27 protein-coding genes are annotated in these 25,286 nt (G+C 73.2%); 14 read left to right on the plus strand and 13 right to left on the minus strand.

Translation table 11 applies throughout. The features are described 5' to 3' along the window. Positions 1-160 precede the first annotated feature (160 nt). Entirely contained in the window at positions 161-694 is a 534-nt protein-coding gene (locus SJY14_RS13950) for an ArsR/SmtB family transcription factor (RefSeq protein ID WP_396599186.1), read from the plus strand. Next, positions 691-1,992 (plus strand): MFS transporter, encoded by a 1,302-nt coding sequence (locus SJY14_RS13955; protein WP_396599187.1) that lies wholly within the window; start codon positions 691-693, stop codon positions 1,990-1,992. The genes SJY14_RS13950 and SJY14_RS13955 overlap by 4 nt, the downstream gene beginning before the upstream one ends. Here SJY14_RS13955 and SJY14_RS13960 read toward each other — a convergent pair. Next, positions 1,989-2,594: a hypothetical protein gene (locus SJY14_RS13960; protein WP_396599188.1), complete on the minus strand. Its 606-nt coding sequence runs from the start codon at positions 2,592-2,594 to the stop codon at positions 1,989-1,991. The genes SJY14_RS13955 and SJY14_RS13960 overlap by 4 nt on opposite strands. Before the next feature lie 89 nt (positions 2,595-2,683). Between SJY14_RS13960 and SJY14_RS13965 the strand changes: the two genes are divergently transcribed. Continuing rightward, positions 2,684-3,004 carry a hypothetical protein gene (locus SJY14_RS13965; protein ID WP_396599189.1) on the plus strand — a complete coding sequence of 107 codons (321 nt, stop codon included), beginning with the start codon at positions 2,684-2,686 and terminating at the stop codon, positions 3,002-3,004. A gap of 26 nt (positions 3,005-3,030) precedes the next feature. Here the strand turns inward: SJY14_RS13965 and SJY14_RS13970 are convergent, their stop codons facing one another. The 5 genes from SJY14_RS13970 to SJY14_RS13990 all read right to left on the minus strand — a co-directional run bounded on the left by SJY14_RS13970 (position 3,031) and on the right by SJY14_RS13990 (position 7,378). Then, complete coding sequence (locus SJY14_RS13970) at positions 3,031-4,350, minus strand: Y-family DNA polymerase (RefSeq protein ID WP_396599190.1); 1,320 nt, start codon at positions 4,348-4,350, stop codon at positions 3,031-3,033. Beyond that, a complete protein-coding gene (locus SJY14_RS13975) occupies positions 4,343-4,774 on the minus strand; it encodes a translesion error-prone DNA polymerase V autoproteolytic subunit (RefSeq protein ID WP_143048573.1) in 432 nt (143 codons plus the stop codon). Before SJY14_RS13975 ends, SJY14_RS13970 begins: the two co-directional genes overlap by 8 nt. A 137-nt stretch (positions 4,775-4,911) precedes the next feature. Continuing rightward, entirely contained in the window at positions 4,912-5,379 is a 468-nt protein-coding gene (locus SJY14_RS13980) for a MarR family winged helix-turn-helix transcriptional regulator (RefSeq protein ID WP_396599191.1), read from the minus strand. Between the two features lie 46 nt (positions 5,380-5,425). Continuing rightward, on the minus strand, positions 5,426-6,655 hold the full coding sequence (locus SJY14_RS13985; protein WP_396599192.1) for an FAD-dependent monooxygenase: 1,230 nt from the start codon (positions 6,653-6,655) through the stop codon (positions 5,426-5,428). 120 nt (positions 6,656-6,775) lie between these two features. After that, positions 6,776-7,378, minus strand: a complete 603-nt coding sequence (locus tag SJY14_RS13990; RefSeq protein WP_396599193.1) for a TetR/AcrR family transcriptional regulator — start codon at positions 7,376-7,378, stop codon at positions 6,776-6,778. Positions 7,379-7,440: 62 nt separating this feature from the next. Between SJY14_RS13990 and SJY14_RS13995 the strand changes: the two genes are divergently transcribed. Further along, on the plus strand, positions 7,441-8,091 hold the full coding sequence (locus SJY14_RS13995; RefSeq protein ID WP_396599194.1) for an NAD(P)-dependent oxidoreductase: 651 nt from the start codon (positions 7,441-7,443) through the stop codon (positions 8,089-8,091). 4 nt (positions 8,092-8,095) lie between these two features. Here SJY14_RS13995 and SJY14_RS14000 read toward each other — a convergent pair whose 3' ends face one another. Beyond that, on the minus strand, positions 8,096-8,692 hold the full coding sequence (locus tag SJY14_RS14000) for a TetR/AcrR family transcriptional regulator (protein WP_396599195.1): 597 nt from the start codon (positions 8,690-8,692) through the stop codon (positions 8,096-8,098). Positions 8,693-8,742: 50 nt separating this feature from the next. Here SJY14_RS14000 and SJY14_RS14005 point away from each other — a divergent pair, with 50 nt between their 5' ends. Next, on the plus strand, positions 8,743-9,213 hold the full coding sequence (locus SJY14_RS14005) for a GNAT family N-acetyltransferase (RefSeq protein WP_071255036.1): 471 nt from the start codon (positions 8,743-8,745) through the stop codon (positions 9,211-9,213). 282 nt (positions 9,214-9,495) lie between these two features. Further along, positions 9,496-10,491 carry a helix-turn-helix domain-containing protein gene (locus SJY14_RS14010; protein ID WP_396599196.1) on the plus strand — a complete coding sequence of 332 codons (996 nt, stop codon included), beginning with the start codon at positions 9,496-9,498 and terminating at the stop codon, positions 10,489-10,491. A 117-nt stretch (positions 10,492-10,608) separates the two neighbouring features. Here SJY14_RS14010 and SJY14_RS14015 read toward each other — a convergent pair whose 3' ends face one another. Continuing rightward, the gene (locus SJY14_RS14015) at positions 10,609-11,985 is read right to left on the minus strand and encodes an LCP family protein (protein ID WP_396599197.1); all 1,377 of its coding nucleotides are present in this window, start codon (positions 11,983-11,985) and stop codon (positions 10,609-10,611) included. A gap of 113 nt (positions 11,986-12,098) precedes the next feature. Next, a complete protein-coding gene (locus SJY14_RS14020; RefSeq protein ID WP_071255033.1) occupies positions 12,099-12,428 on the minus strand; it encodes a hypothetical protein in 330 nt (109 codons plus the stop codon). Positions 12,429-12,593: 165 nt separating this feature from the next. Between SJY14_RS14020 and SJY14_RS14025 the strand changes: the two genes are divergently transcribed. Then, positions 12,594-12,878, plus strand: a complete 285-nt coding sequence (locus SJY14_RS14025; protein WP_071255032.1) for a hypothetical protein — start codon at positions 12,594-12,596, stop codon at positions 12,876-12,878. Between the two features lie 129 nt (positions 12,879-13,007). Here SJY14_RS14025 and SJY14_RS14030 read toward each other — a convergent pair whose 3' ends face one another. Genes SJY14_RS14030 through SJY14_RS14045 form a run of 4 tightly spaced genes read right to left on the minus strand, consistent with a single transcriptional unit; the run spans position 13,008 to position 17,465 of the window. Next, positions 13,008-13,844, minus strand: coding sequence for a glycosyltransferase family 2 protein (locus SJY14_RS14030; RefSeq protein WP_396599198.1), 837 nt, complete (start codon positions 13,842-13,844; stop codon positions 13,008-13,010). Further along, the gene (locus SJY14_RS14035) at positions 13,841-14,989 is read right to left on the minus strand and encodes a glycosyltransferase (RefSeq protein WP_396599199.1); all 1,149 of its coding nucleotides are present in this window, start codon (positions 14,987-14,989) and stop codon (positions 13,841-13,843) included. The genes SJY14_RS14030 and SJY14_RS14035 overlap by 4 nt, the downstream gene beginning before the upstream one ends. Further along, entirely contained in the window at positions 14,986-16,233 is a 1,248-nt protein-coding gene (locus SJY14_RS14040) for a glycosyltransferase (protein WP_396599200.1), read from the minus strand. Before SJY14_RS14040 ends, SJY14_RS14035 begins: the two co-directional genes overlap by 4 nt. Continuing rightward, positions 16,230-17,465 carry a glycosyltransferase gene (locus SJY14_RS14045; protein WP_396599201.1) on the minus strand — a complete coding sequence of 412 codons (1,236 nt, stop codon included), beginning with the start codon at positions 17,463-17,465 and terminating at the stop codon, positions 16,230-16,232. Before SJY14_RS14045 ends, SJY14_RS14040 begins: the two co-directional genes overlap by 4 nt. 208 nt (positions 17,466-17,673) lie before the next feature. On the opposite strand from SJY14_RS14045, the gene SJY14_RS14050 reads away from it, so the two are divergent. From SJY14_RS14050 to SJY14_RS14080, 7 genes are all read left to right on the plus strand, one after another. Beyond that, positions 17,674-18,621 (plus strand): WcbI family polysaccharide biosynthesis putative acetyltransferase, encoded by a 948-nt coding sequence (locus SJY14_RS14050; RefSeq protein WP_396599202.1) that lies wholly within the window; start codon positions 17,674-17,676, stop codon positions 18,619-18,621. Next, complete coding sequence (locus SJY14_RS14055) at positions 18,618-19,781, plus strand: hypothetical protein (protein ID WP_396599203.1); 1,164 nt, start codon at positions 18,618-18,620, stop codon at positions 19,779-19,781. Before SJY14_RS14050 ends, SJY14_RS14055 begins: the two co-directional genes overlap by 4 nt. Then, complete coding sequence (locus SJY14_RS14060) at positions 19,778-21,439, plus strand: glycosyltransferase family 2 protein (RefSeq protein WP_396599204.1); 1,662 nt, start codon at positions 19,778-19,780, stop codon at positions 21,437-21,439. The genes SJY14_RS14055 and SJY14_RS14060 overlap by 4 nt, the downstream gene beginning before the upstream one ends. A gap of 349 nt (positions 21,440-21,788) precedes the next feature. Further along, entirely contained in the window at positions 21,789-22,466 is a 678-nt protein-coding gene (locus SJY14_RS14065) for an Ltp family lipoprotein (protein ID WP_255364168.1), read from the plus strand. 242 nt (positions 22,467-22,708) lie between these two features. After that, on the plus strand, positions 22,709-23,500 hold the full coding sequence (locus SJY14_RS14070) for a DUF805 domain-containing protein (protein ID WP_255364167.1): 792 nt from the start codon (positions 22,709-22,711) through the stop codon (positions 23,498-23,500). 26 nt (positions 23,501-23,526) lie between these two features. Then, the gene (locus tag SJY14_RS14075) at positions 23,527-23,883 is read left to right on the plus strand and encodes a hypothetical protein (RefSeq protein WP_071255023.1); all 357 of its coding nucleotides are present in this window, start codon (positions 23,527-23,529) and stop codon (positions 23,881-23,883) included. A gap of 61 nt (positions 23,884-23,944) precedes the next feature. After that, positions 23,945-24,472 carry a GNAT family N-acetyltransferase gene (locus tag SJY14_RS14080; protein WP_071255021.1) on the plus strand — a complete coding sequence of 176 codons (528 nt, stop codon included), beginning with the start codon at positions 23,945-23,947 and terminating at the stop codon, positions 24,470-24,472. Positions 24,473-25,286: the final 814 nt, after the last annotated feature.

Consider the following 25,286-nt stretch of genomic DNA (forward strand, 5'->3'; position numbering starts at 1 on the left):
CGACACCCCATGGTCCTGTTCTTCCACGTCCTCATCATCGCCATCTCGGTCGTCGGCGCCGGCCTGATCTCGGCCGCGCTCGTGGGTCTCGCCACCTCGAAGTAGCCGACCCCCAAAGACCCGTTTGACGGTCGGGTGCCGGGGTCTGCACGATGACCTCATGTCCGCACTCGACGAACTCCGCGCCACCGCCCACCCGATCCGGCTGCGCCTCCTCTCGCTCCTGACGGGCGTCGCGATGAGCGCCGCCGAGGCCGGTCGCGAACTCGGGCTGTCGCAGGCCACCGCGAGCTACCACCTCCGGGTGCTCGAGCGGGTGGGCCTCGTCGAGGTCGTCGAGGTCGTCACGATCCGCGGCGGCGAGGCCAAGCGGTACCGGCACCTGTCGTCGGCCCAGCCGTTCCCGGTCGCCCCCGGGCCCGTCGACGGCACCGACGGTGACGCCGACACTGAGCGCGCCCGCTACGTCGAGGCCCTGACCGACGAACTGCGCCGCCGCTCCCCCCGGCGGGTGACCGGGCCCCAGGTCTCGACGGACGCCGAACTCTGGGTCGACGCCGAGACCTGGCAGCGGGTCGTCCGCCATGTGGGCCACGCCTCCGCCCTCCTGCACGCCGCCGCGCAGCGGCCCCGGACGCCGGGCACGAGCCCGGTGTCGATGACGGCCGCACTCTTCCCGATGAGGCGACCGTGACCGGGGACGCAGGAGGCGCCTCCTCGGTCCCCCAGGCCACGAGCGACCGCCGCGGCCCCCTTGCGCACGGCACGTTCCGATGGCTGCTCGCTGCTCGGACGACGGGCGTGCTCGGCAACGCCGTCGCCCCGATCGCGCTCGCGTTCGCCGTGCTCGACCTGACCGGGTCGGCGGCAGACCTCGGACTGGTGGTGGCCGCCCGATCGATCGCCAACGTCGCGGTGCTGCTCTTCGGCGGCGTGATCGCCGACCGGCTGCGGCGCGACGTCGTGCTCGTCGGGACGTCGCTGGCCGCGGCCGGGACGCAGGCCGTGGTTGCGACGCTCGTCATCACGGGGTCGGCGACGATCCCGCTGCTCGTCGTGCTGAGCGTGCTGAACGGTGCGGTCGCGGCGGTGAGCCTGCCCGCGGCGGCGGCCCTCGTGCCCGAGACGGTGCCCGACACCCTGCTCCGGCCCGCCAACGCCCTGCTGCGCCTCGGCCTGAACGGCGGCAGCGTCGTCGGGGCATCGGCCGGGGCGGGCATCGTCGCGGTCGTCGGGCCGGGGTGGGGTCTGGTGATCGACGCAGCCGGCTTCGCGCTCGCAGGGGTCCTGTACTCGCGCCTGCGGCTGCCGATCCGGCGTGACACCCCGTCGCCCGACGGCGAGGAGCCCGGCTCGGTCTCGGGCTCCGGCTCGTCGGTGATCTCCGACCTGCGCGAGGGGTGGCAGGAGTTCACCCGGCGTTCGTGGGTGTGGACCGTGGTGGCGCAGTTCGCCGTGCTGAACGCCGCGTTCGTGGGGGCGACGACGGTGCTCGGGCCCGTCGTGGCCGACGGGTCGTTCGGGCGGGCGGCCTGGGGGCTGGTCGTGGCGGCCCAGACCGTCGGCCTCGGCATCGGTGCCGTCGTCGCGATGCGCTGGCGGCCCCGGCACGGCCTCGCCGTAGGCGTGGGGCTGATGGCCGTGACGGCGGTGCCCGTGGCGACGCTCGGGCTGGCTCCGGCGGTGCCCGCGCTCGTGGTGGCGTTCCTCCTGGGCGGAGTCGCCCTCGAGATCTTCGCCATCTCGTGGGACCAGTCGTTGCAGAGCCACGTGCCCCGCGCCTCCCTGGCCCGGGTCTACTCGTACGACATGGTCGGCTCGTTCGTCGCCGTGCCGCTCGGCGAGGTCTTCGCCGGCCCGGCGGCGCAGCAGTTCGGCACACGGCCGACACTGCTCGTCTGCGCCGCGATCATCGCGGCGGCGACGCTCGCGGCCGTCGCGACGCCGAGCGTCCGCCGGCTGACGACCGAGGAGGCGCGGCGAGACGTCTAGGGGCGGGGTGCGGTCAGGACGTTCTGACCGTCGTCACCGAACCGGACCGTGACCTGATCCGCCGCGACCTCGAGCCGGTACATCCCGAACTCGGCCTGCGGGTCGCCCGCGCCGTCGTCGCCGATCGCGGAGCCGGACGCGGCCGGGTCGGGCGTGAAGAGCCATCCGTCGCGGTAGCCGAGCGACGCACCCAACCCCGCCAGGGAGCGGTACTCGGCCACCATGACCGTTCGCCCGTCCACCGTGCCCACGTCGACGTACTTCACGGAGCCCAGAGCGCCGAGCCAGGCGACCACACAGAGCCCTAGACCGATGACCACCGCGAGGAGCGACGCGGCGGACCGCACGAGGATCTGCGGCCAGAAGCCCGACCGACGGGTGAGCCACCAGGCCACGCCGAGGACCAGGACCACCAAGGCGACGCCCGCGACGAGCACGGCCAGCACGATGAGCGTCTGGCCCCCCAGGGGTCCCAGGACGAAGGCTCGGCCCTCGGTGGCGACGCGCCGAGCGAGGACGGCCGTGCACACCGATGCCACGCACAGGGCTGTCGCGGTCGAGAGCACGACACGTGTGGCGGTCGTCTTGGTCGTGGCGGTCACCAGCCCAGCATGGTGCGTCTGGAGGGGTTCAGCGGTGATGCCGCCCATGCGGGCGACACAGATCAACCCGGAGACCGACAGGACACGACATGATCGAGCCATGCCACCCCGCGCCACGCCTCCGTCGCGTTCCTGTCGCGACCGTCGTGTGCCTGTCCGTGGCCCTGCTGGTCGTGCTCGGCCTGCTCTTCGTGCCGTTCCCCAACCCGTACGTCGCCGGGTACCTCCGGTTGGCGGGAGTGCTCTTGGTCGCCCCGCCGCTCCTCGGACTCGTCGGCGCGGTGGCCGCGCTGCTCGATCGCCGGCTCGAGCGGTCGTACCGAGCTGCGTGGGCGATCGGTTCGGGGGTGGCGGGCTTCATCGGCGTCATGGCGTTCTTCGTGCTCGGCACCCTGATCTTCGGGCCGTGATTCCGTGAAGGGGCGGCCCGACTTCGTCAACGGGCCCTGACCGTCGCCAGCTCGTCCCAGTGGGTGGTCGCGCGGGACGACACCATGTCGCGCTTCATCGACCAGCCGCGCCGGTGGCGGAGACCCGCGATGCCGAGCCCCAGCGTGTCTTCGCCGAACTTGCCGGCGATGCGGTCGATGACGGCACCGTAGGCGGGTGGTGCCGCGTCGGCCTCGTCGAAGACGTCGAGGCTGGCGTGCTCGTCGCGCGGGGTGAGTTCCATCAGGGTGACACCGGCTCGGACGTAGCGCTTGCCGGGTTCGAGCTGCGGGCCGAGGGCGGCGATGGCCGAGCGGTACAACAAGGCGGCGTCGTCGGTCGGCTCGGGGAACGCCACCGACACCGAGTGGTTCGTGTGGGCGGCGCTGTCGGAGAACGGCGAGGTCGCGGTGAAGCACCGCATCAGGCGCGTCAACGAGCCCTGCTTCCGTAACCGGGCCGCCGCTCGCTGCGTGTAGACCGAGAGCACCTCTTCGAGTTCGGCGACGGTCGTGATGGGCACCGCGAACGACCGGGAGTGGTAGATCTGCTCGCGCTCGGGCTGCACCTGCTCGATCGGCAGGCAGTCGACGCCGCGCAGCTCGTGCACGACCCGGGCCTGCACGACGCCGAAGCGCGTGCGGATGCGGGCGGCGTCGGCGTCGCGGAGATCGGCCGCGGTGTGGATGCCGAGAGGCGCGAGCTTCTTCGCCGTGCGGCGGCCGATGCCCCAGACGTCGCCGACGTCGACGCTCGCGAGGATCGCGGTCTGCTGTTCGGGGGCGTAGCTGCCCAGGTGGCAGACACCGGCGAGAGCGGCGTTCTGCTTCGAGCCGCGGTTGGCCAACTTGGCCAGGGTCTTGGTCGGCGCGATGCCGATGCTGACGGGCAGGCCGATGAGCTTGCGCAGGGCCCGGCGGATCTCGCGAGCCTGGGCGATCGTGTCGTCGAGCGAACCGGTCAGCTCGATGAACGACTCGTCGATCGAGTACACCTCTTGGTCGCTGGTGTACCGGCTGAGGATCTCGGCCGACCGCGCCGACATGTCGCCGTAGAGCTCGTAGTTGCTCGACACCGCGACCACGCCCTGCATCGCCGCGATCGGAGCGATGCTGTGCCACGGCGCAGCCATGTCGACGTTGAGCGCCTTCGCCTCTTGCGAGCGGGCGATGACACAGCCGTCGTTGTTCGACAGCACGACCACCGGCCTGCCCTCGAGCGCCGGGTTGAACACGCGCTCGCACGAGACGTAGAAGTTGTTGGCGTCGACGATGGCGACGCTGCGCTCGGACGTGGTCGACCTGGACGTCGTGGCGGACTCAGACACGGTGCAGGCACCTCGTCACGACGCCCCAGATCGTCGCCTCGTCGAGTTCGGACAGCACGATCTCGGGGTAGGCCGGGTTCTCGGGGCTGAGCACCATCCGCCCCTGTCGGTACGAGAGACGCTTGACCGTCAGCTCGGCGTTGACGACGGCGACGACCACGTGCCCGTCGTGCGCGTCGAGGCCCCGGTCGACGACGAGCTCGTCACCGTCGAAGATGCCGGCTCCGGTCATGCTGTCGCCGCTCACCCGCACCAGGAACGTCGCGGTCGGGTCGCGCATCAGGTGCCGGTTGAGGTCGACCGGCCCGTTGTAGTACCCCTGCGCCGGCGAGGGGAAACCGGCGTGGACGGCTTCGGCGGCCTGTTGCGGCAGCAGGTGGTCGGGGCGTTCGTCGCCGCCGACGGGACCGATGACGGCGGTCACCGTGTGCCCTCGCGCCCGGCCCCGGGGTCGACGAGGAGGCGCGCGCCGGTTCGCGCGGACGGCTGCCGGTGGTCTTTCATCACGCCTCCCACCGAGGACGCTACGACACCCCACCGACACTGTCGGACCCGAGCGACTCACCGGGGGCGTCGGGCGCCGTCCTGATCGGTGCCCGGCAGGACCGCGGCCAGCTGCACGAGCACCGAACGGACGGTGTCGAGCGTCACGTCGTCGTACTCGTCGAGGGCCGCTTCGAGGGCGGCGGTCGAGGGGTCGAGGAAGACCGCCGCACGCTCCCGGGCCGTCTCGGTGGTGCGGAGCGTGACGACGCGGCGGTCGTCGCTCTCGCGACTGCGCGAGACGAGCCCCAGCGCCTCGAGCCTGTTGATGAGGGCGTTGGTCGCGCCCGACGTGAGGCCCACGCGCATCGAGAGTCGACCGGGCGAGAGGGGGGCGCCGTCGTACTCGGCCCAGAGGATCTCGCCGAGGGCGGTGCCGTCCACCGTCGGCAGGTCCATCCGGCGGGCGAGCTCTCGGGTGGACTCCTGGTAGCTCAGGGCGTAGTGACGGAGCGCCTCGAGCAGGTTCCGTCTCGGGGTCGTCATGCTCGATCCTCTCATCGACGGGCGGGGCCGGCTGCCCCCGCGGGGTTCAGGCCCGGAGGTGCGGGTAGTCCGCCAACACCGGGACGTGCTTCTCGCTCGTCAGCAGGTTCGCCTGGAAGAACGTCCGCACCGGCCTCGACGCCGCGACGCGGTGCGCCACCCGGACCGCCTTCCGTCCCACGGTCGACGAGGGGTGGAACGCTCGGGCCCCGCCGCGCGGCAGGCCCTGAGCGCTGTCGGCGTAGCGGCGCATCTGCCGTTCGTAGCTCGCGAAGGCGCGCGCGGGCTGGTCGGGGGTCGCGGCGAGCTCGCCGGCGAGGATGTGTGCGCCGACCAGCGAGAGCGTCGTCCCCATGCCCGTCGGGCCCGACCCCCAGGCGGCGTCGCCGACGAGCGCGACCCTCCCCCGGCTCCAGGTCGACATGACGACCTGCTCCATCCGCTGCGTGTAGAACTCGTCGGGACGTGCCGAGAAGCCGTCGAGGATTCGCTCGGTCTGCCAGCCGGCACCTCGGAAACGTGCCCGGAGCAGCTGCAGCTGGGCCTCGACGGGCAGCTTCTCGAAGCCCATCGGCTCGGACTCGAACGACATGCTCGCCCGGATCGTCCCCTCGTTGTCGAGCCGCACGGAGGCGACGCGTCCCCGCGTACCCGTGAACCAGTCCCAGGTGTCGACGTCGTCCGGGTGCCGGTCGAGGGTGCCGTAGGTGATGCTGACGCCGAAGTCGCGCAGCTCGGTCTCCTCGGAGAAGAGGAGGCGCCGGGTGCGCGAGCTGCGTCCCTCGGCCACCAGGAGCAGGTCGAAGCGCTCCTGGGCGCCGCTGTCGAACGTGACGTCGACACCCGTCCCGTCCTGCTCGACCCCGGTGACGAAGTCGCCGTGGCGGCGCTCCACCTCGGCCGGGACGACGTCGACGAGGATGCCGGCGAGGCGACCGCGCAGGATCTCGACCTCCGCCGTCGGCCCGTCCTGCCCCTCCTCTCGGGGGAACACGGCGTAGGGGCGTCCGTCCTCGTCGACGAAGCGGGTCCCCTCCTCGCCCGTGAGGTTCGCGAGGACCGTCTCCTCGACGCCCATGCGCGTCAGGATCTCGCGACCGAGGCCGCGCACGTCGATGTTCTGGCCCGTCTCGCGAGGAGCGGCGGATCGCTCGAGCAGGACGACGTCGAAGCCGGACTTCGCCAGCCCCCAGGCGAGAGCGGGACCGGCGATGCTCGCCCCGGTGACGAGGACGCGAGGAGTGCGATGCGGGGTGGGACGCGGGGTCGTGGACATGGGAAGCCTTCCGTCGGTGGTGCGTCCTGTCAACCTACCTCGATCGCTTCATCATGAAGTCACTTCACAGTGAATCGGAATGTGGGCGAGCAGTCGCACCGTACGGCGGGCATCCCCCCGTCAGCGAGGGGTGACCACGCGGCGCCCCAGCTCGGAGTCGAGCAGCGTATCCATGGCCGTGCCCACGAGGCGGTCCCCGAGGGGTCGTTCGATGCGACCGGAGGCGACGAGCGCCGCGATCCCCTGCATCGTCGCCGCGAAGAGCATCTTGAAGTGATCCCGCGACTCGTCGACCGGCGCCCCGGACGCCGGCGACCCCAAGGCGCCGTCGAGCACGGTGAAGAGAGTGCCGGCCGCCTCGTGGACGGCCTCGGGCTTCGTGGTGACCTTGGTCTGGAACATGAGCTCCATGAGGGCGGCGTCGTCGACGGCGAAGTCGACGTAGGCGCGGGCGACGCGATGGAGGCTTTCCGTGCGACTCCCCTCGCCGTCGAGCGCACGCCGGACCGCGGTGGTGAGCCGCTCGAACCCGGCCTCGGCGAGTGCGTCGAGCAGCGCCTGCCGATCGACGAAGTGGCTCCTCGGGGCACCGTGGCTGACACCGGCCCGGCGCGCGAGGTCGCGGAGCGACAGCCCGTCGACGCCGGACTCGCGCAGGACGCCCACCGCTTCGTCGAGCAGCACGGCCCGGAGGTTCCCGTGGTGGAAAGGCCGTGGGGTCATGCCCTCATCCTAGTCCGCGACTAGTCATTGACTACTTTCTAGACACCGCCTACATTGGGGCCATGACGAATCGACAAACCCTCCTGGTCCTCGGCGCCACGGGGCAGACCGGGCAACACTTCACACGACTGGCCCTCGACGCCGGCCACCGGCTCCGCGTCCTGGCGCGGACGCCCGGCAAGCTCGCGATCGAGCACGACGACCTCGAGGTCGTACAGGGCTCACTCGACGACGACCTCGACCTCGACGCCCTGCTCGACGGCGTCGACGCCGTCGTGATGATGCTCGGGGACGCGGCTGCCCAGCGCGAGCGGCAGGTGAACACGACCTTCGTCCGATCGCTCGTGCCCGCCATGCGCCGCAGCGGGACGCGGCGACTCCTGTACCAGGCAGGGGGCCTGAGCGCGGCGCCGGGAAAGTCGCTCGCGCCGGCGCTGCGGATCGTCCGCAGCACGATCGCCCGTGGGTACATCGGGCAACACGAGGACAACGAGGCCGTGATGCGCTACCTCGACCAGGAGGCCCGCGACATCGAGTGGATGGTCCACCGGGCCGGCATCGGCTCCGACGGCCCCTCCAAGGGCGAACTGCGCCGCTCGCCCTCGATCATCAGCATCGGGACGTTCGTCGACTGCGCCACGTACAACCTGCACATGCTCTCGGACCACTCGGCCGTCCACACCTGCGACGGCAGCCGCTACCGGCGACGCTGACCGGTCATCGCGGCGGGCCCGACGGCGCGGCGGCGGCGAGGACGAACTCGAGCGCCTGCACCTGACGCGCCGTGGTCCACCGGTCGGGGTCGCCCGCCGCCAGGCTCGAGACCCCCTCCACGGCCGCGACGAGGGCCGCCGCCCGGGTGACCGCCTCGTCGTGACGGCCGGGATCACCGATCTCGAGCAACCGGGTCAGGCGATCGGCGAAGGCGCGGCTGTTGCGGGCGTGCCGTTCGGCCAGGACGGGATCGTCGAGCGCTGCCGCCAGGAACCCGACCCACACGCGCGCCTCGGCGAGCCGCTCGTCATCGGTCGGCAGGGTCCCCAGGACGACGGCACGAACGGCCGCGACCGGATCGTCCGCATCGCCCTCGAGGGCGTCCGAGCGCTCGCGGGTGCGCTCGTGGAGCACGTCTCGGGCATGGAGGAGCAGGGCCTGCTTGTCGCGGAAGGTGTGCAGGACGAGGCCCGTCGTGCATCCGGCTCGTTCGGCGACCGCCCGGAGCGTGAGACCCGTCGGCCCCCGCTCGGCGAGGGTCGTGAAGACGGCGTCCGAGAGACGCCGCCGGGTGTCGGTCACATCTCGCGATCTGCTCATCCAGGCATCGTAACGCCTGTTACCGTAACGGTTGTCACGAAAGGACCCCCATGAGCTGGACGATCAGTGCGACCCCCTTCGACCACCCGGATGCCGACCGCCTCCGCCGCGCCCAACGCGTCGAGTTGGACGCCCGGTACGGAAGCGACGACCACGAGCCCGGCACACCGCCGTCGGCAGCCGACGTCCCGGTGTTCCTCGTCGCCCGGGCGGACGACGGCCGCCCGATCGCGTGCGGTGGTCTGCGCCCCCTGGCGGACACGGTGGTCGGGCCGGCCACGGCCGAGGTCAAACGCATGTACGTCTCGCCCGACGCGCGGGGCTCCGGGGTGGCGGCCGCCGTCCTGCATGCCCTCGAGGACGCCGCTCGCGACCTCGGCACGCGGCGGATCGTGCTCGAGACGGGCATCCTCCAACCGGACGCGATCCGCTTCTACGAGCGGGAGGGCTACGAGAGCATCCCCCTCTTCGGCCCGTACGTCGGATCGGCCGAGTCGGTCTGCTTCGGCCGGGACGTCTGAGCCACGACACCCCGCCCCGACCCCTCGAGCGTGCAGGCCCTCAAACCCTGAGGCCCGCTGTCCCGCGGGCCCTCAGGCGATCTCCTGGCCGGCGGCGGGACACGTCCGCCGGAGTGGGGCACGTCTTCTGGGGTAGGGACAGATGCTCGCCGATGCGGCATCGTGGCCGTCAGACCTCCCGTCGGCGATCCGTGACGAACTCTGCTCGGCCCTCGTCCCCATTGCTGAGGCCACGTCTCACCAGCGTGCGTCCGTGAACGAGAGGAGGACCAGGAGATCACCGTGCCCACCACCTACATGCCCGCGACCGGACCGTCCTCGGACGAGCGCGCACCCGACGAGTTCCGTCGGGACACGTGGTCGAGCGACGACGCCGAGGAGGCGCGTGACTGTCTGCAGACGGTCCTCGCCGGCCGGGACTTCCGCGCACGCCTCGGCCCGGAGCCGTTCGCGTTCCGTTTCGCCTCCGCCGGGGACGCCCGACTCGCCCTGCAGACCGGCACCTTCACCGGCCACCTCCAGGGCACGATCCCCTGGTCCCGTGACTACGTCGTGTCCTGGTTCCAGCAAGGCTCCGTGACCGTCGACCACCCCTCCGGTCAGTTGACCAGCGTCGGCGCCCGGCCCTTCCTGACCCCGACGGAGACGTCCTTCTCGTTCGCCATGACACCCCACCGGCACGGCATCGTCCACATCGACGGCGCCTTCCTGGAGGAGGTCGCCACCGAACGTCATGCCGGACCGGCACAACGGATCGTCTTCGACTACGCCGCCGTCCCGAGCGAGGTCGCCCTCGCCGCCTGGCACCGGACCCTCGGCACGGCGACCCCGACGATCGTGGACCCGCGGACCCCGCCCCTCGCCCGGCACTCCGCCCAGACGGCGATCGTCAGGACGCTGCTGGACCTGTTCCCCTGGCGGGCGGTCGACGTCCCCGACACCCTGCGCACCGAACGCACCAAACGCCTGAGGCTCGCCGCCGAGTACGTCCACGCCTACGCCGATCGGGCGATCTCGTCGGCGGACATCGCCACCGCCGCCGGCATGCACACCCGGACCCTGCAGCAACTGATGAACGAACACCTGGGCTCGAGCCCGTCGAAGTACCTCCGACACGTCCGCCTCGACCGGGTACGTCAGGACCTCCTCGCGGGTGATCCGGGGACGACCCTCGTCTCGGACGTCGCCGGCCGCTGGGGGTTCGGGAACATGGGTCGGTTCTCGGCCGCCTACCTGGCCCGCTTCGGCGAGCATCCGAAGGACACCCTCGCGCACTGATCCGGCAGGCGAACCGTCCGGACGCCCACGTCACGATCGAGGGCGACATCGCGACCTCGTTCCCGGAGCACCAGCCGAGTTCCCGTCCGACCGGACCGCAGCACGAGACGGCCGGAGTCAGCGCTTCGCGGCGCAGGTGACCTGGTCGGCGGACTGACCCGAGACGTCGTCGGGCAGTGCCGCGGCCGTGGGGGCGGCCGAGGTCGGCACCGGAGCCGCTCCGTCCGTCGGCACCGCGTCCGTCGCGGGCGTCGTGGGCTCGTCCGGGACCCCGGTCGACGGCGCCGCCGGCGAGCTCGGGGCCGCCGCGTCCGGATCGAGCACCGCCGACCGCCCGAGGCTGTCCGCCGACAGGGCCAGCGGCAGGTCGCGCTGCAACGCCTCGTTCAGGATCGACGCCGACGCCTCGTCGACCAGCACCCGGTTGCGGTCCGCGGGGTCGTCCACCGCCGGGTACTGCACGAACACCATGTTCGACAGCCCGACCGTGTTCACGGCGAGGGCGAGCTTGGCGAGTGTCGACGCGTCGCCCAGGGTGTCGCTTAGCGTCATGTTCGCGAACGCCACCCGCGCGATCGCCAGCACCTTGGTCGGGTCGGTCAGCGTCCCCGCCGACACCGTCTGCCGGGCCAACGCCGACAGGAACGTCTGCTGGTTGCTGATGCGCCCGAGGTCGCTCGAGTCCCCGACCCCGTAGCGCGACCGGAGGAACGCCCCGGCCTCGGCTCCCGACAACGTCCGGGTGCCGGCCGGAAGGTCGAGCGCGGGCTGGACCTCGGTGTCACGGATCGGCGTGGCCAGGCACACCTCGACGCCGCCGACGGCGTCGGCCATCGACACGACCCCTTCGAAGGTGATGGACCCGGCGTAGTCGATCTGCAGCCCGGTCAGCTGGCCGATCGTCTGCGCCACGCACGAGAGCCCGTTCTGCGGTCCGCCCCGGCCCAGCGCGGTGTTCAGCATGGCGCCCGACGTCGCCGGACTGGTCGTGCCGTCGTCGTTCGGGCAGGCCGGCATCGGCACGATCAGGTCACGCGGGAAGCTGACGACCGCCATGTTCGTGTGGTCCTCGGAGATGTGCACGAGCACCGTCGAGTCGTTCTTGCCCGCCCCCGAGCTGGCCTGCTGGTTGGCGGCGTCGTCGAACCCGGCACCCAGCCCCTCACGGGTGTCGGTGCCGATCAGCAGCAGGTTCACCTCGCCGGTCTGTGCCGTCAGCTGCGGCACGGGCGAGGCGGACGACCCGTCGGGCCCGGCGAGCCTGACGGTGGGCGGTGCTCCCTGCAGCACCTGCCAGGTGGCGATGGCCGCGACCGAGGCCGTGCTGACGAGCACGACGGCCAGCGCGGCCGCCGTGACCTTCGCGACGAACGCCGCGGGGTGCCCCCGGCGGAGGCGACCGTGGCGGGCGATCCCGCCTTCGCGCACCGCGCCTCCTCGGCTCACCGAGCCGTCGGCGTCGTCGGGTGCTCGCTCCGTGCGTCCGTCGGTCATGCGCGCCCCCTCGGCGAGCAGGGGCTCGGGCGGCCCCCGTCGAGACGAAGCATAGGAGGCGCGGGCCGGGAAACCCCGGAGGTCGCCTCGGCGGCGACCCGGGCCGGCATCGGTCAGGCGGTCTCGCCGAGCGTGGCCGGCGCGACCGCGGGCAGGACGTCCTCGGTCCAGTCGACCCGCAACGAGCCGGAGCCGGACCAGCCGCGCAGCTCGGCACCGACCGTGTCCCGGAACGTGGCCGCCTCGTCGCGGTCGCCCACGACGACGTCGAGCCGCAGCCGCGCCAACTGTTCGGTGACGCGGACGGGCAGGCCCCAGGCCTGCAGCACGAGCACCTCCGACGCGGCGCTCAACGCCGGGAAGTGCCGCCGGAGCTTCTGCTCGACGACGTGCAGCACGGCCACTTCGTCGGTGGGGTGGATCACTCCGGTCAGCGAGATCATGCCTGATGGTCCGCCCGGGAGGTTACGGCAGTGTGGCCGCCCGCTGTGAAAGCACCGGGCCGCGCCTCCTCCGGGCGCGCGGCTCGTCCCCCGACCGGTCCCCCGGCCGGTCCCCGCCGCCGTGACCGTGTTGGCAGATCGGCCCGGGGTGGGCATGATCGTCACATGGCGAAAAAGCTCAAGACTGCCCACCGCGACCTCGTCGAGGCGCTCGACCACCACCTCAAGGTCATGCAGGAGAAACCGCTGTCGAGCAAGCGCGCAGGGCGGGCCACCGCCAAGCTGCGTCTCGCCGTCTCGGCGTACTCGGCGGTCGTCGCCGACAAGACGGGCCAGCCCGACCCCTTCGTCGACTACGACGCCCTCGACCCGGCCACCGTCGCGTCGCTCGCCGCCGAACGCGACGCCATCGCCCACAAGAAGTCGTCCGACCAGGGCAAGCTCGACTGACCCGACCGCGCCGCGCCTCCTCGGGGTGGTGTCGCACCGCCGGATGAACGTCGCACCGTCGATGTGGGCGGTGCGATGTTCAGTCGGCGGTGCGACTCCGGTGGGCCGAGCCGGGCCGGGCCCGGTACGTCAGCGCGGGACGGGCGCGCCCTCGACGAGCGCCCAGCCGCCGTCGGTCGTGCGACGCACGGCCCCGGCCCGCTCGAACGCGTCGAGCCAGCCGCCCATGGGCCACTCGCCCCATCGATCGGCGAACAGGCCGCCGTTGCGCACGACGTCGGCCAGGTGCCGCCACGGCGGTGACGAGGTCGGGTGGTGCTGGTGGTACGCGTGGGCGCCGCCGACCCAGACGAGTGGCACGTCGAGCGAGCGAGCGGTGAACGCGAAGTCGGTGTCCTCGCCGCCGTAGCCCTCGTATCGCTCGTCGAAGCCGCCGATCCGTGCCCAGGTGTCCGGCGTCACCGCGAACGAGAGCGACCAGAACAGCGGGTAGTCCGCGGCCTCGGCGACGACCGTCGAGCCGGCAGGAGGCGCGGGTCGCGCCGCGTGCGGAGCGGTCGCCCCCTCGAGTCCCTCGCCCGAGCCGAGCACGAACCCCTCGGGCAGGTAGGTGACGGGACCGCTCAGCAACGCCCCCGGGTGGTCGTGGGCCGCCCGCTCGTAGAGGCGGAAGAGGTCGGTGCCGGGGACGCAGTCGGCATCGAGGAAGACGATCAGCGTGGCACCGAGGCCGACGGCCGCGTCGGCTCCGCGGTTGCGCCCCGCGGCGAGGCGCAGGCCGTCGGGACCGGGCGGCACGTGCAGGGTCGTCACGCCGACCAGGGCGGGCACGTCGGGGGCGGGGGTCTCGTCGAGCCAGACGACCACGTGGCCGGCGTCGGGTGCGACCTGCCGGACGAACCGCAACTGGTTCGCGACGTGCTTCATGCGGGTGGCGGACGCGAGCGTCACGACGACGACGGTCACGACGCGACCCCCGCGAGGTCGGTGCCGACGGCGAGGTCCGTGCCCACGGCGAGGTCGTCGCGTGCGGGGCCGACGCCACGCGCACCACGACCGGTCACCTCGGCGACCACCGCGGCGGCGCGGGCGGCAGCCCCCTCGACCTGCCACGTCGACCAGTCGGGCTGCAGACCCCGAGCCCGCTCGATCAGCGTCGGCCAGTCGTCGTCGGCCGGCCAGGACGACGCCACGACGGCGAGGCCCGACCGGTCGAGCGCCCGGGCGGTCGTCAGCTGTTCGTCGAAGGGTCGGGTCTGCGGAACGACCACGGCGCGGGCGCCGAGGGCGGCCAGGTCGGCGACGGTGTTCTGACCGGCCCAGGTCACGACGACCTCGGCGGAGGCCATGGCCGCCCACGGGTCGTCGACCCAGGTGTCGAGGCCGAGGGCCGACCAGGTCGTGCCGGGTGTGGCCCGGGCCGCCCGGGCGACCGCGGCCGCGAGGTCGTCGTGGTCGCTGCCACCGGCACCGCCGACGAAGAGGACGCTGCCGGGCACGACGGCCGGGGTGGGCACCGACGCCCGACGGCCGTCCTGCCGCGAGATCCCGCCGACCCAGCGCACCTTCTCGGCGACGCGGTCGAGCGCCGACGAGTCGTGCGTCCCGGCGGGCCAGGGGGCGATCACGCGCGACGCCGCGTCGTACGCGAGTCGGTGGGGTTCGTCGGTGCGGTCGCCGGGCTGCGAGACGACGACGACCTCGACGCCGAGCAGCCGGACGAACAGCGTCACCTCGACCGAGACGTCGACGACCATCGCGTCGAGGGGGCGCCCGGCGGCCGCGGCCCCGGCGATCGTGGCGGCGATGCGGCCCAGACGGGCGGTGTGCCCGGGGTGCGCGACCGGAGCCCAGTGCAGCAGGCCGCCCACGGTCGGCGACGCGTCGGCCGGGTGACGGACCACGCCGTCCGGGCCCGTGGTCGGGGCGTCGTCCCGCTCGAGCTCGACCCAGGTGGTGTCGGTCGGCAGGTCGACGGGAGCGGCGAGCGAGCTGAAGACGACGACGTCGGCGTCGAGGTGCGGCCGGACGGCCGAGAACCGGGTGCGGTGCCCGGCACCGTGGTGGTGTACGTACCAGCCGACGAGCGGGCGGGCGGCCGTCGAGGTCACGCCGTCACGACCTGTCGTCCCGTGCCGGCCGGGCGCACGGCCGAGAGGCCGCCGGCGAGGGACGAGGAGGCGCGGTGCCGACCGCCCCCGACGGTCGCCTCCGCCGCGGCGACGGCAGACGGGGCGGGCACACGGACGTCCGAGGCGACGACGTCGGCGTAGAGCTGCTCGAGCACGGCGGCCCGGGCTCGCAGCGAGAACCGGTCGACGGCGTCCTGCCGCACCGTGCGGCGGGCGTCGGCGTCCGTCCCGACCCGGCGCAACAGGTCGTCGGCCGCGCGCGCCATGCCGTCGAGGTCGCCGGCGGGGACCAGGGCGGCCCCGACCGAACCCGCCACGACCTCGGGGACTCCCCCGACGGCGAACGAGACGACCGGCGTGCCGGTGACCAGCGCCTCCGCGATGACGAGACCGAAGGGCTCCTCCCACACGGGCGTGACGAGGGCGCAGCCGCTGTGGCCGACGAGGGCCGCGAGCTCGGGCTGGCGCAGCTCGCCGACGTAGTGGGCGGTGACGCCGAGGTGCGGGGCGACCTCGGTCTCGAAGTAGTCGACGTCGCCGATGCGACCGGCGATGACGAGGCGACGCCCGGCACGACGGGCGACCTCGAGGGCGAGGTGCAGCCCCTTCTCGGGGACGATGCGACCGGACCAGACGAGGTCGTCGCCGCCCGGGCCGAAGCCCCAGCGTTCGGTGTCGACGCCGTTGGGCAGCACGGTCGCCTCGACGCCCTCGGTCGCCCACGCGGCGGCGGTGTGACCGCTGACCGCGACGAAGCGGCTGCGCGGGCCGTCGGACGAGCGGTGCGCGGCGAGCATGTCCGGCAGGGTCGGCGTGTGCAGGGTGCTGACCATCGGCACGCCGATGCGGTCGGCCCGGGCGAGCGGGACGCCGTGCAGGCTGTGGTTGTCGACGAGGTCGTAGTCGTCGGCGTGGTCGGCGACGTACTGCAGGGCGCGTTCGAGGGCCGGCAGCGCACGCTCGAGGTAGCCGTCGGGGTAGGTCGTGTCCGTCGCCTCGGCCGGGTCGTCGAAGACCACGGCGGGCAACACGAACTCGGGCGGGCTCTGGTCGAGGTGGTCCGACCCCTCGGTCGCGATCAGCGAGACGCGGTGACCGCGCTCGCGCAGGGTGCGCACCTGGTGGTGCACCGACGACTCGAGACCGCCGGCGAACGGCTCGCGGATCGGGTAGCGCAGCGGCGCCACCACGACGATGCGCAGGGACCGGGAGGCGCGGGTCACGCCGTCACCACCGCGACCGTCGCGAGGGCGCGCTCGTACACCGCGAGGTGGGCGGCGGCCACGTCGTGGCGCTGTCGTCGACGCACGGACCGGCGCTGCTGCTGCAGCACGGCACGCTGCGGGCTGCCGCGACGCGAGGCCGGCACGCGGGCCGGGTCGTCGTGCGCGTCGGCCGTCTCGTCGACGGCGTGCGGGCTGGCCAGGGCGATCACCGCGGCGGCGAGCGACGCGGGGTCGTCGAGGTCGAACGAGGCGGTCGTGCCGGGCTCGGGGTGCTGCGCGGCGGCGTGGCCGACGCGGGGCGCGGCGACCGGCACGGCGAGGTCCCAACACAGCTCGACCCAGCCCGAGTGCGTGCCGTGGCGGTAGGGAAGCACCGAGACGTCGAGGTCGGCGAGCGACCGTTCGAGTTCGGGGTCGGTCAGGCGCGGGTGCTCGGCAAGGGTCGCCGACGGGCCGGCGGCACGGACGAGCTCGCGGATGCGGTCGGCCTGCTCGGGGTCGCGCACGCGCTCGTTCAGGTCGACCCGCGCCTCCACGGCGGCACCGGTGGCGCGCAGGGCCGCGACCGCGGCGAGCAGGGTGCGGACGGTCTCGAGACCTGCGACGTTGGGCCGCAGGTCGCGCAGGTGGACGCCGACGACGACCGTGTCACCGGGTGTGCCGACGGGCAGCTCGGCGTCGGGGTCGGCGATGGCCGGGTGCGCGATGACGGTCGGGCGGCGCCCCCAACGAGCCTCGATCTCGTCGGCGGCGGCGTCGGTCAGGGTGATTAACTCGTCGGCGGCCGGGATCAGCACGTCGAGGTGCTCGAGGTGGGGCGCCTGGTCGACGAGCTGCGGATTCGTCAGGTCGTGCACCGTGTACACGAGCGGGAGGCGCAGGTCGCGCAGGGTCTCGACGACGGCCGCGAGGTGCTCGGCCGGGTACGACTCCGTGCCGAAGTGCACGTGCAGCAGGTCGACCTCGTGGGCGTGCGCCCGCAGCCAGTCGGCGTCGAGCACGACCGGGGGCCACCAACGGGCCGGCTCGGCGGGATCGGGCAGCGGGTCGGCGAGGTGTACGACGCGACCGGCGGGGTCGTGGGGGTCGAGCAGCGAACGGACGTACGGGTGGCCGGCCGGGACCGACGCGACGCGGATCGGGGCGACCGGGGCCACGGGGGCGACGACGACGGGCACGACGGACGTCGGGGCCGTGGTCGACGGCGACGTCGGGGCGTCATGGGTCATCGGGGCCTCCTCGGCGTGATCAGGTCGCTCGCCGTGCCGGACGGGCACAGGGCCTGTCTCGCGGGACGACGAGCACCCGCGACGATGCGGGTGAGGTGTGCCGGGGCTGGCGGCGGGAAAGGATGACGCGACCGGGGAAGTCGCTGTTGACTCAACATAGGCCCGCGCGACCCCCTTTGTCCGTTCCGAGTGCGGGCCGGAGGGAAGCATGTCCGAACAGCGAACCGAACCCGACGGCCGCACCCGTCACTACGGCGACTTCTACGGTCTGAGCGAGCCCGAGGGCGACGGGGCGATCGCCCTCGTGGTGGGCAACTGCCAGGCCGAGTCGCTGCGCATCTTCCTCGACGGCGCGGGCCTCACGACCGTCCGCATGCCACCCGTGCACGAACTCACGACCGCCGACCTGCCGCAGCTCGAGCGGTGGCTCGGCCGGGCCGGCCTGCTCGTCTCGCAGCCGGTGCGCGACGACTACCACGACCTCCCGCTCGGCACGGCCCAGCTGGCCGCGATGCTGCCCCGGGAGGCGCGGGTCGTCCGGGTGCCCGTCGTCCGGTTCGCGGGCCTCTACCCCGCGCACGTCATCGTCCGCCCGCCGAGCGACGTCTCGCTCGTCCCGCCCGTGGTCGAATACCACGACGTCCGGTTGATCGCCGAGGCCGCCGGGCGGCCGCTCCCGGCCGACGCCCTGACGCCCGCCGTCGTGCGGTCGGTCGCCGAGCTGTCGCTAACCGAACTGCGGAAGCGCGAGGTCGCCCACGACACCGTCGTCGCCTCGGACCTGTTCGAGGTCGGTGCGGGCACCGACGGCACCGGCACGCCGCGCTTCGACCAGATGCGCACCCTGAACCACCCCGGCAACCCGGTCTGGACGGCCCTCGCCTCGCGCGTCCGTGAACGCCTCGGCCTGCCCGAGCACGTCGTCGACCCGGGCCGACCGGTGCTGGCGAGCGTGCACGCCCCGCGTGAGCAGGCCGTGATCGACGCCTGGGGCCTCGACGACGAGCCGACCGACCACTGGGTCGTCGGTGGCGAGCGCGTCGACGCCGACGAGGTCCGTCGCGCGCACCTCTCCTGGTACGCCGAGCACCCGGACGCGGTCGAGGCCGCGCTGGCCCGCCACGCCGACACGTTCGCGCTGTGGGGTGCGTCGTGAGCGGGGCGGCGGTCGACCCCTCGGCCCGCGAGGCGACCGCGCGCGACTCGGCCCGCTCGACCGCGCGGGACGGCGCGGCGGCGACGAGCGGCCTCGCCGAGCTGCCCGTGGTGGTCACGCACCACGATCCGCAGCACGGCGTCGCGACCTACGCGGCCCAGATCGCCGCGACGGTCGAGGCCCGCACCGGGCGGCACCTCTCCCTCGACGTCGCCGACCTGCTCGAGGTGCCGGACGCCGACACCGTCGAGGTCACCGTGCCGCGGGCGCACCTGCAGTTCACCGACCGGCTCTGGGGCCCCTCTCCGTCGGCCGCGGCCGACGTCGTCGAGGACCTGGCCGACGCGACGGCCCTCACCGTCACCCTGCACGACCTGCCCCAGCCGTCGGACGGCGAGCGCAACCTGAGGAGGCGCGGCGAGGCCTACGGTCGCGTGGTCGCCGCCGCGCGAGGCGTCGTCGTCAACAGCGAGCACGAGCGATCCCTCCTGCGCGAGTGGGTCGGCTTCGACGGCCCGGTCGAGGTCATCCCCCTGCCCGTCGACCGGCATCCGCTGACGGGCCCCCGACCCGAGCCCGACGGCGACGTGGCGGTCATCGGGTTCTTCTACCCGGGCAAGGGGCACGCCGAGGTCGTGGCGGCCGTGGCCGGACTCGGGGCCGCTCGGCACGACGCCGGCGACCGGGACGGCAGCGGGGCGACGCGACCGGAGTCGGACGCGACCGGCGTCGTGGCGCTGGGCCGCGCCTCCTCGGGTCACGAAGCCGAGCTGCAGCAGCTGGTCGACGAGGCCGCCGCGCTCGGCGTGCCGTTCGGCGCGACGGGCTACCTCGACGACGCGACGCTGCTCGACCGGGCCCGGCGGGCATCGGTGCCCGTGGCGGCGCACCAGCACGTGTCGGCCTCCGGATCGATCGCGACCTGGATCGCGGCCGGGCGACGACCGCTCGTGCCCGACACGAGGTACTCGCGCGAGATGGCGACGCTGCGGCCGGGCACGCTCACGCTCTACCCCGACGACGGGCTGGCGGCCGCGATCTCCACGGCCCTGGCCGACCCGGCGTCGACCTGGCTCGACGACGACGCCCGCACCCTGCCCGGCCTCGACGAGGTCGCCGACGCCTACGCGGCGTGGTGGGCCGAGGGGGTGCGCTGGTGAGCCGCGACGCCGGGTCGCCGGTGTCCGACGCGACCGGCACCGCGCCTCCTGCCGGCGGGCGGTTCGTCGTCGGCAACGCGTGGGACGCCCTCGACGGGATGTGGCCCGAGCTGCCGCCGCTCGTCTCGGTGGTCGTCGTCCACTACCGGCAGCAGGCCGAGCTCGACCGGACGCTGGCGGCGCTCGCCCGCCAGAGCTACCCGGCCGAACGGCTCGAGGTGATCGTCGTCGACGACGGGTCGCCGACCGCACCCACGGTGCCCGACGGGGTACGGCTGATCGTGCAGGAGGACCGCGGATTCCGTCTCTCGGCCGCCCGTAACGTCGGGGTCGCCGCGTCGTCGGGGTCGGTGCTGTGCTTCGTCGACGCCGACACGTCGCCCGAGCCGGACTACGTGCTGCGGCTGACCCGGCTGCCGGCGCTCGCCCCCGAGGCGGTCACGGTCGGACAGCGGAAGCACGCGGACTTCGCGGGGGTGCTGAGCGGTGACGGCGGCAGTGGGGCTGGCGGTGGGACTGGCGCTGGGGTTGAAGCTGGTGGCGACGTCGCCGTGCCGGTGTCCGAACCGGTCGAGGTGGCCGGGCCCGCCCACGAGCTCGAGCAGCCGCGCTGGCTGCAGCAGGCCTACGGCTGGTCGGCCGACCTACTGCACGCCGACGACCGGTCGTACCGCCACCTGATCGGGGCGGTCACCTGCTGCACCCGCTGGTTCTTCGACCAGGTCGGCGGCTTCGACGAGTCGTTCACCAGCTACGGCGGCGAGGACTGGGAGTGGGCGCACCGCGCCTGGCTCGCCGGCGGCGTCTTCGCGCACGTGCCGGGTGCCGTGGCGTGGCACGACGGGCCGGACTGGGCGGGGCGCTCGGCGGGTGCCGGTTCCGGGTCGGCGGGCTCGGCGGGCTCGGCGGCCTCGGCGGGCTCGGCGGGCTCGGCGGGGTCGGCGGCCTCGGCGGGCTCGGCGGGCTCGGCGGGCGCGGCGGCCTCGGCGGGCACTCGCGAGGACGAGGAGGCGCGGCGCCAGGCCGAGAAGAACGGCGAGACCCTGCGCCTCGCCGACCTGATCGCGGTGCGTGGCTCCCGCGGGTTCGGGGTGCGGAGTCGCGCCGTGGACGTGTGCGTCGAGCTGGTCGCCGCCGCCGGGACGCCGATCTCGGCCGGTGCGGCGTTCGTGGCGGTGGACAGCGTGCTGGCGGCGATGCCGGACGTGACTGTCGTGGTGCCCGACGACGTGGCGACGGTGTTCGAGGCGGACCAGCGAGTGCTCGGCCGGTCGACGGGCGCGGCGGCGGCGGGGCTGGGGAGCGCGCGGGTGGTCGTGACGTTCCACGGGCCCGTCCGGGTGCTGCCTGCGGTGGAGGCCGGCGGCTCGGACGACGCCAGGGTGCAGGCGCTGGCCGCGGCGGTCGGGCTCGGGGACGACGTCGCCCGGGACCTGCGGACGACGACGGACGCGGTCGGCGTCGGGTCGCTCGGTACGGTCGAGCTGGTGGACCCGTCGGGCCTCGCGCTCGTGACGGTGGAGTCGCGTCGCGCCGCCCTGCGCGCCCGACGCTGGGGGGCGGGCGTCGCGTTCGTCTCGCACCGCGCCTCCGTGGACTGGCTCACGCCCGTGGCGGGCGAGCCCAGCGTCGCCGCCTACCTCGGCGGCTGGGGCTGACCCCGCGCCCGCCCGCCCGCGCCCCCGCCGCCTGATCGCCCCCCGCGCGCTCCTCCCGGCGCTGCGCTGCCTGCAGAGTGGGCGGTAGGTGCTCTCCGTTCGTGGATGAAGGACGACACCTGCCCACTCGATCGCGGGTGAGTCGTTCTTTCGTCCTCGGCGTCACCCGATGCCCGCCCGAAAAGCGAAGAAGAGCAACTCTCGGCTCTGTCATCATCTCGACATGACCACACCCGATACCGGTGGGTACGGAGCCTCAGGGCCCTACCAGACCGACCCGAACCAGCCTTCCGCGGACCCGACCGCCTACCCCACGGCCACCGCGACCCTCCCGCCCCAAGGCCCACCTGTGAAGAAAGCCGCGGGTCTCGCGATCGCGGCGCTCGTCGTCGGCATCGGCGCCTTCCTCTTCGGCCTCGTCCCCGTCTTCGGCGCCTTGGTCGGCATCGCGGCCATCGTGCTCGGGGTGCTCGCCCTTCGCAAGCAGCAGTCGAAGGGCATGGCCGTCACAGGCGTCGTGCTCGGCGCCGTCGCCACGATCGTGTCCGTGGGCGTGACCTTCGGCCTCGGCGCAGCCTTGAGCGGTGCGTCAGATGATGCCCCCGTCGCTGCTGCCGTCGAGAGTTCGGCTCCCGTGGAGGACGTGGCAACCCCAGCCCCCAGCGAGACGACGGAAGCAGTCCAGGAGACGCAGGCACCCGAGCCCGTGGCCCCCGCGGTGCCGGTCGAGTACGCCTCTGCGCTGATCCAGGCCGAGAGCTACTCCTCCATGCTCAACATGAGCAAGGCAGGCATCTACGACCAACTCGTCTCCGAGTACGGCGGCCAGTTCACGCCCGAAGCCGCCCAATACGCCATCGACACCATCCAGGCGGACTGGAACGCCAATGCCCTCGCCAAGGCGAAGTCCTACCAAGAGACCATGGCGATGTCTCCCGAGGCCATCCGCGACCAACTGACGAGTGAGTACGGCGAGAAGTTCACGCCCGAAGAGGCGGACTACGCGGTTCTGAACCTCGCCAGCTAGGCACACCTCCGGTGGTGGTCGAGTGGTCCCGTTCCGTCTGCCGTCGAACGACGACGGACGATTCGGGACCACTCGATCGTGTTCAGGGGGTGGGCGCGACCGATCGAACGACGGGGTCGTCCTCGGTGCTGGACCGCGCCTCCTGGTCCCCCGGCATGCCGTCGTCGTCCGGACGACGGGGCGAGGCGGCGCCTCGATAGGGTGGCGGGGTCGCGGTGGGCGGCACGGACGAGGGGGATCTCATGACCGACAGGAACGACGGAGCGGACCAGCAGGACGGGGCGGTGCCGCCGTACGGGCAGCAGGCGCAGGGCGGGCAGCCCCAGGGCGGGCAGCCCCAGGGCGGGCAGCCCCAGGGCGGGCAGCCTCAAGCCGGGCAGCCGACGCCTTCGCCCTACGGGCAGCAGGCGCCGTACGGGTCGCCCATGCCGCCGCCGATGAACTACCCGCCGCAGCAGCCGCAGCAGCCGCCGACCGGGTACCAGCAGCCCGGGTACGCACCGCCCGCCCATGGCCAGCCTTCGTACGGTCAGCCCTCCTACGGTCAGCCTTCGTACGGCCAGCCGCCGCAGGGGTCCGTCTCAGGCCAGGGAGGGGGCGTCCCCCTCTGGGCGCCTTTCTACGGTGCCGGACCGGTCGCCGCGGTGAAGCGGTTCTTCCAGAAGTACGCCGACTTCTCGGGGCGGGCGAGCCGGAGCGAGTACTGGTGGGTCGTCCTGGCGAACACGATCCTCTACATCGTGCTCGGCATCGTCGGGTTCCTCGCGGGCATCCCCGGAAGCACGACGGACTACGACGGGACCATGAACCCCGGGCCGGGCTTCATCCCCTTCGGCTTCGTCTTCGCGGTCCTCCTCTTCGGGACGATCGTGCCGTTCCTGTCCCTCGGAGCCCGACGACTGCACGACATCGACCTCAGCGGGTGGTTGCAGCTGATCAACCTCGTGCCCTACCTCGGCGGATTCGTCCTCTTCATCCTGTCGCTGCTCGGCCCGAAGCCCGCCGGTGCCCGCTTCGACCGGCCCAGGGCCTGAGGGCCTGAACGCCGAAAGCATCGACCGTGGTGAGGGGATTCCGCGGGTTCCCGCGCCGACGGGACGCGAACGTCGGCGAACCGCGCCGCAGCCAGGCCTGGCGGGACCTCGTCGACCGCGTACTCGTCGAGTTGAACGCACTCGACCCGTACGGACTGGAGCCCGGGGCCGAGGACGGCGCTCCCTGGGACGAGTACGAACTCGAGGCCGTCCCGATGGTGCGTGAGCTGATCGTGGCTCGAGGCATCACCGGCGACCGGGTCGACGCGATCTGGACGGTGTGGTTCGGCGAGACGCTGAGTGGGCGCACGGACCCGTCCCGGTTCGAGGAGTTCCTCGCCCGGTTGAACGCGATGGGGCCGTGGCCTGACGAGCGCTCGTAGCGCGTCGACTCCGGCGGCGTCGAGGCCCGTCGCCGTCGTTCGCCGGCGGTAGCGTGAACCGATGTCCTCCCACCTCCGCCTGATCGACCCGCGAGACGCCCCCGAGCTGGCACGAGCGTTGACGCGCAACCGTGAGTTCCTGGCTCCCTGGGACCCCGTGCGCGGTGACGCCTACTTCACGCCCGAGGGGCAGCTGTCGGTCATCTCGTCGCTGCTGGCGCAACGGTCCCGCGGCGAGGCGCAGCCGTTCGTCATCGTCGACGAGGGCGCCGTGGTGGGCCGGCTGACCCTCAGCGGGATCGCCCGTGGCCCGTTCCGGTCCTGCGACCTCGGCTATTGGCTGTCGGAGGACCGCAACGGGCGGGGCATCATGACGTCGGCCGTCGGCGAGGCCGTCGACTGGGCGTTCGGCGAGGCCGGTCTCCACCGCGTCCAGGCGGGGACGCTCCGTCACAACGTCGCCTCGCAACGGGTCCTGCGGAAGTCCGGCTTCGAGCAGTACGGCATCGCCCCGTCCTACCTCGAGATCGCGGGCCGCTGGCAGGACCACGTGCTGTTCCAGCGGATCGACGACTCGCCAGCACGGTGATCCGTGAAGGACAGGCTCGGCCGTTCCCTTCGAGGATGCGACCCCGCCATCCGTTCGCCAGCCTGATCCGTTACGTACCGGATCAGGAGACGAGCGAGGCCCCCAGGGTCGAAGAGCGGACGCAGCCGACGCTGCAAAGGCAGCAGACGCAGCTCATGCAGCCCCGAGGATCGCGGTGATCGCAGTCCATGCCCGCACGCCGAGCCTGGCTCGCCTCGCGCGGCTGCGGCATCGTCCCGGCGGCAAATCCTGACTCCTGTCGCGGCCGCGCCCGTCCCACGGCGATCCCGGCACCCCGCCGCAGCACCAGCCCGGAATTGCCGACACCGACACCGACCTCGAACCCGGGTCGTCGATGGCCCCGGCCTGCGCCCCGGTCGCGACGCGGCCGACGGCGGCTGCGTGCGCGAGCGTTGACCCCGGCAGTCACGACGCCACTCAGGGCCATGCGCTGAGCACGGCGTCCACGACGTGCGCCAGGCCCCGCCCGATGCGGTCTCCGAGTCGGCGCGCCAGGGGCCTCGCCCGGTCCCGCTCCCGTGGGGTGAGACGCGCGAACATCGCATCGGGTACCGTCAGCCGACAAAGCGCACGATCGACCGGCACCTCTCCGTGGTCCCGCTCGTACTCGCATTCACCGCAGACCTCGCCGGCTCCGACGTGACCACCCGGGTGTTCCTCCCACGCGTGCCCGCAGGCAAGGCACGTCGTCTCGCGCAGGCGACGGCGAACGGCCCGCCCCAACCCGACCACCTCGCCCGCCACGTGTTCAGTATCGGGCACATGCGAGCCCGTGCCGTCGTGCGCGTCATGA

The sequence above is a fragment of the Frigoribacterium sp. R86507 genome (genome assembly GCF_044597695.1).
Lineage (GTDB): Bacteria > Actinomycetota > Actinomycetes > Actinomycetales > Microbacteriaceae > Frigoribacterium.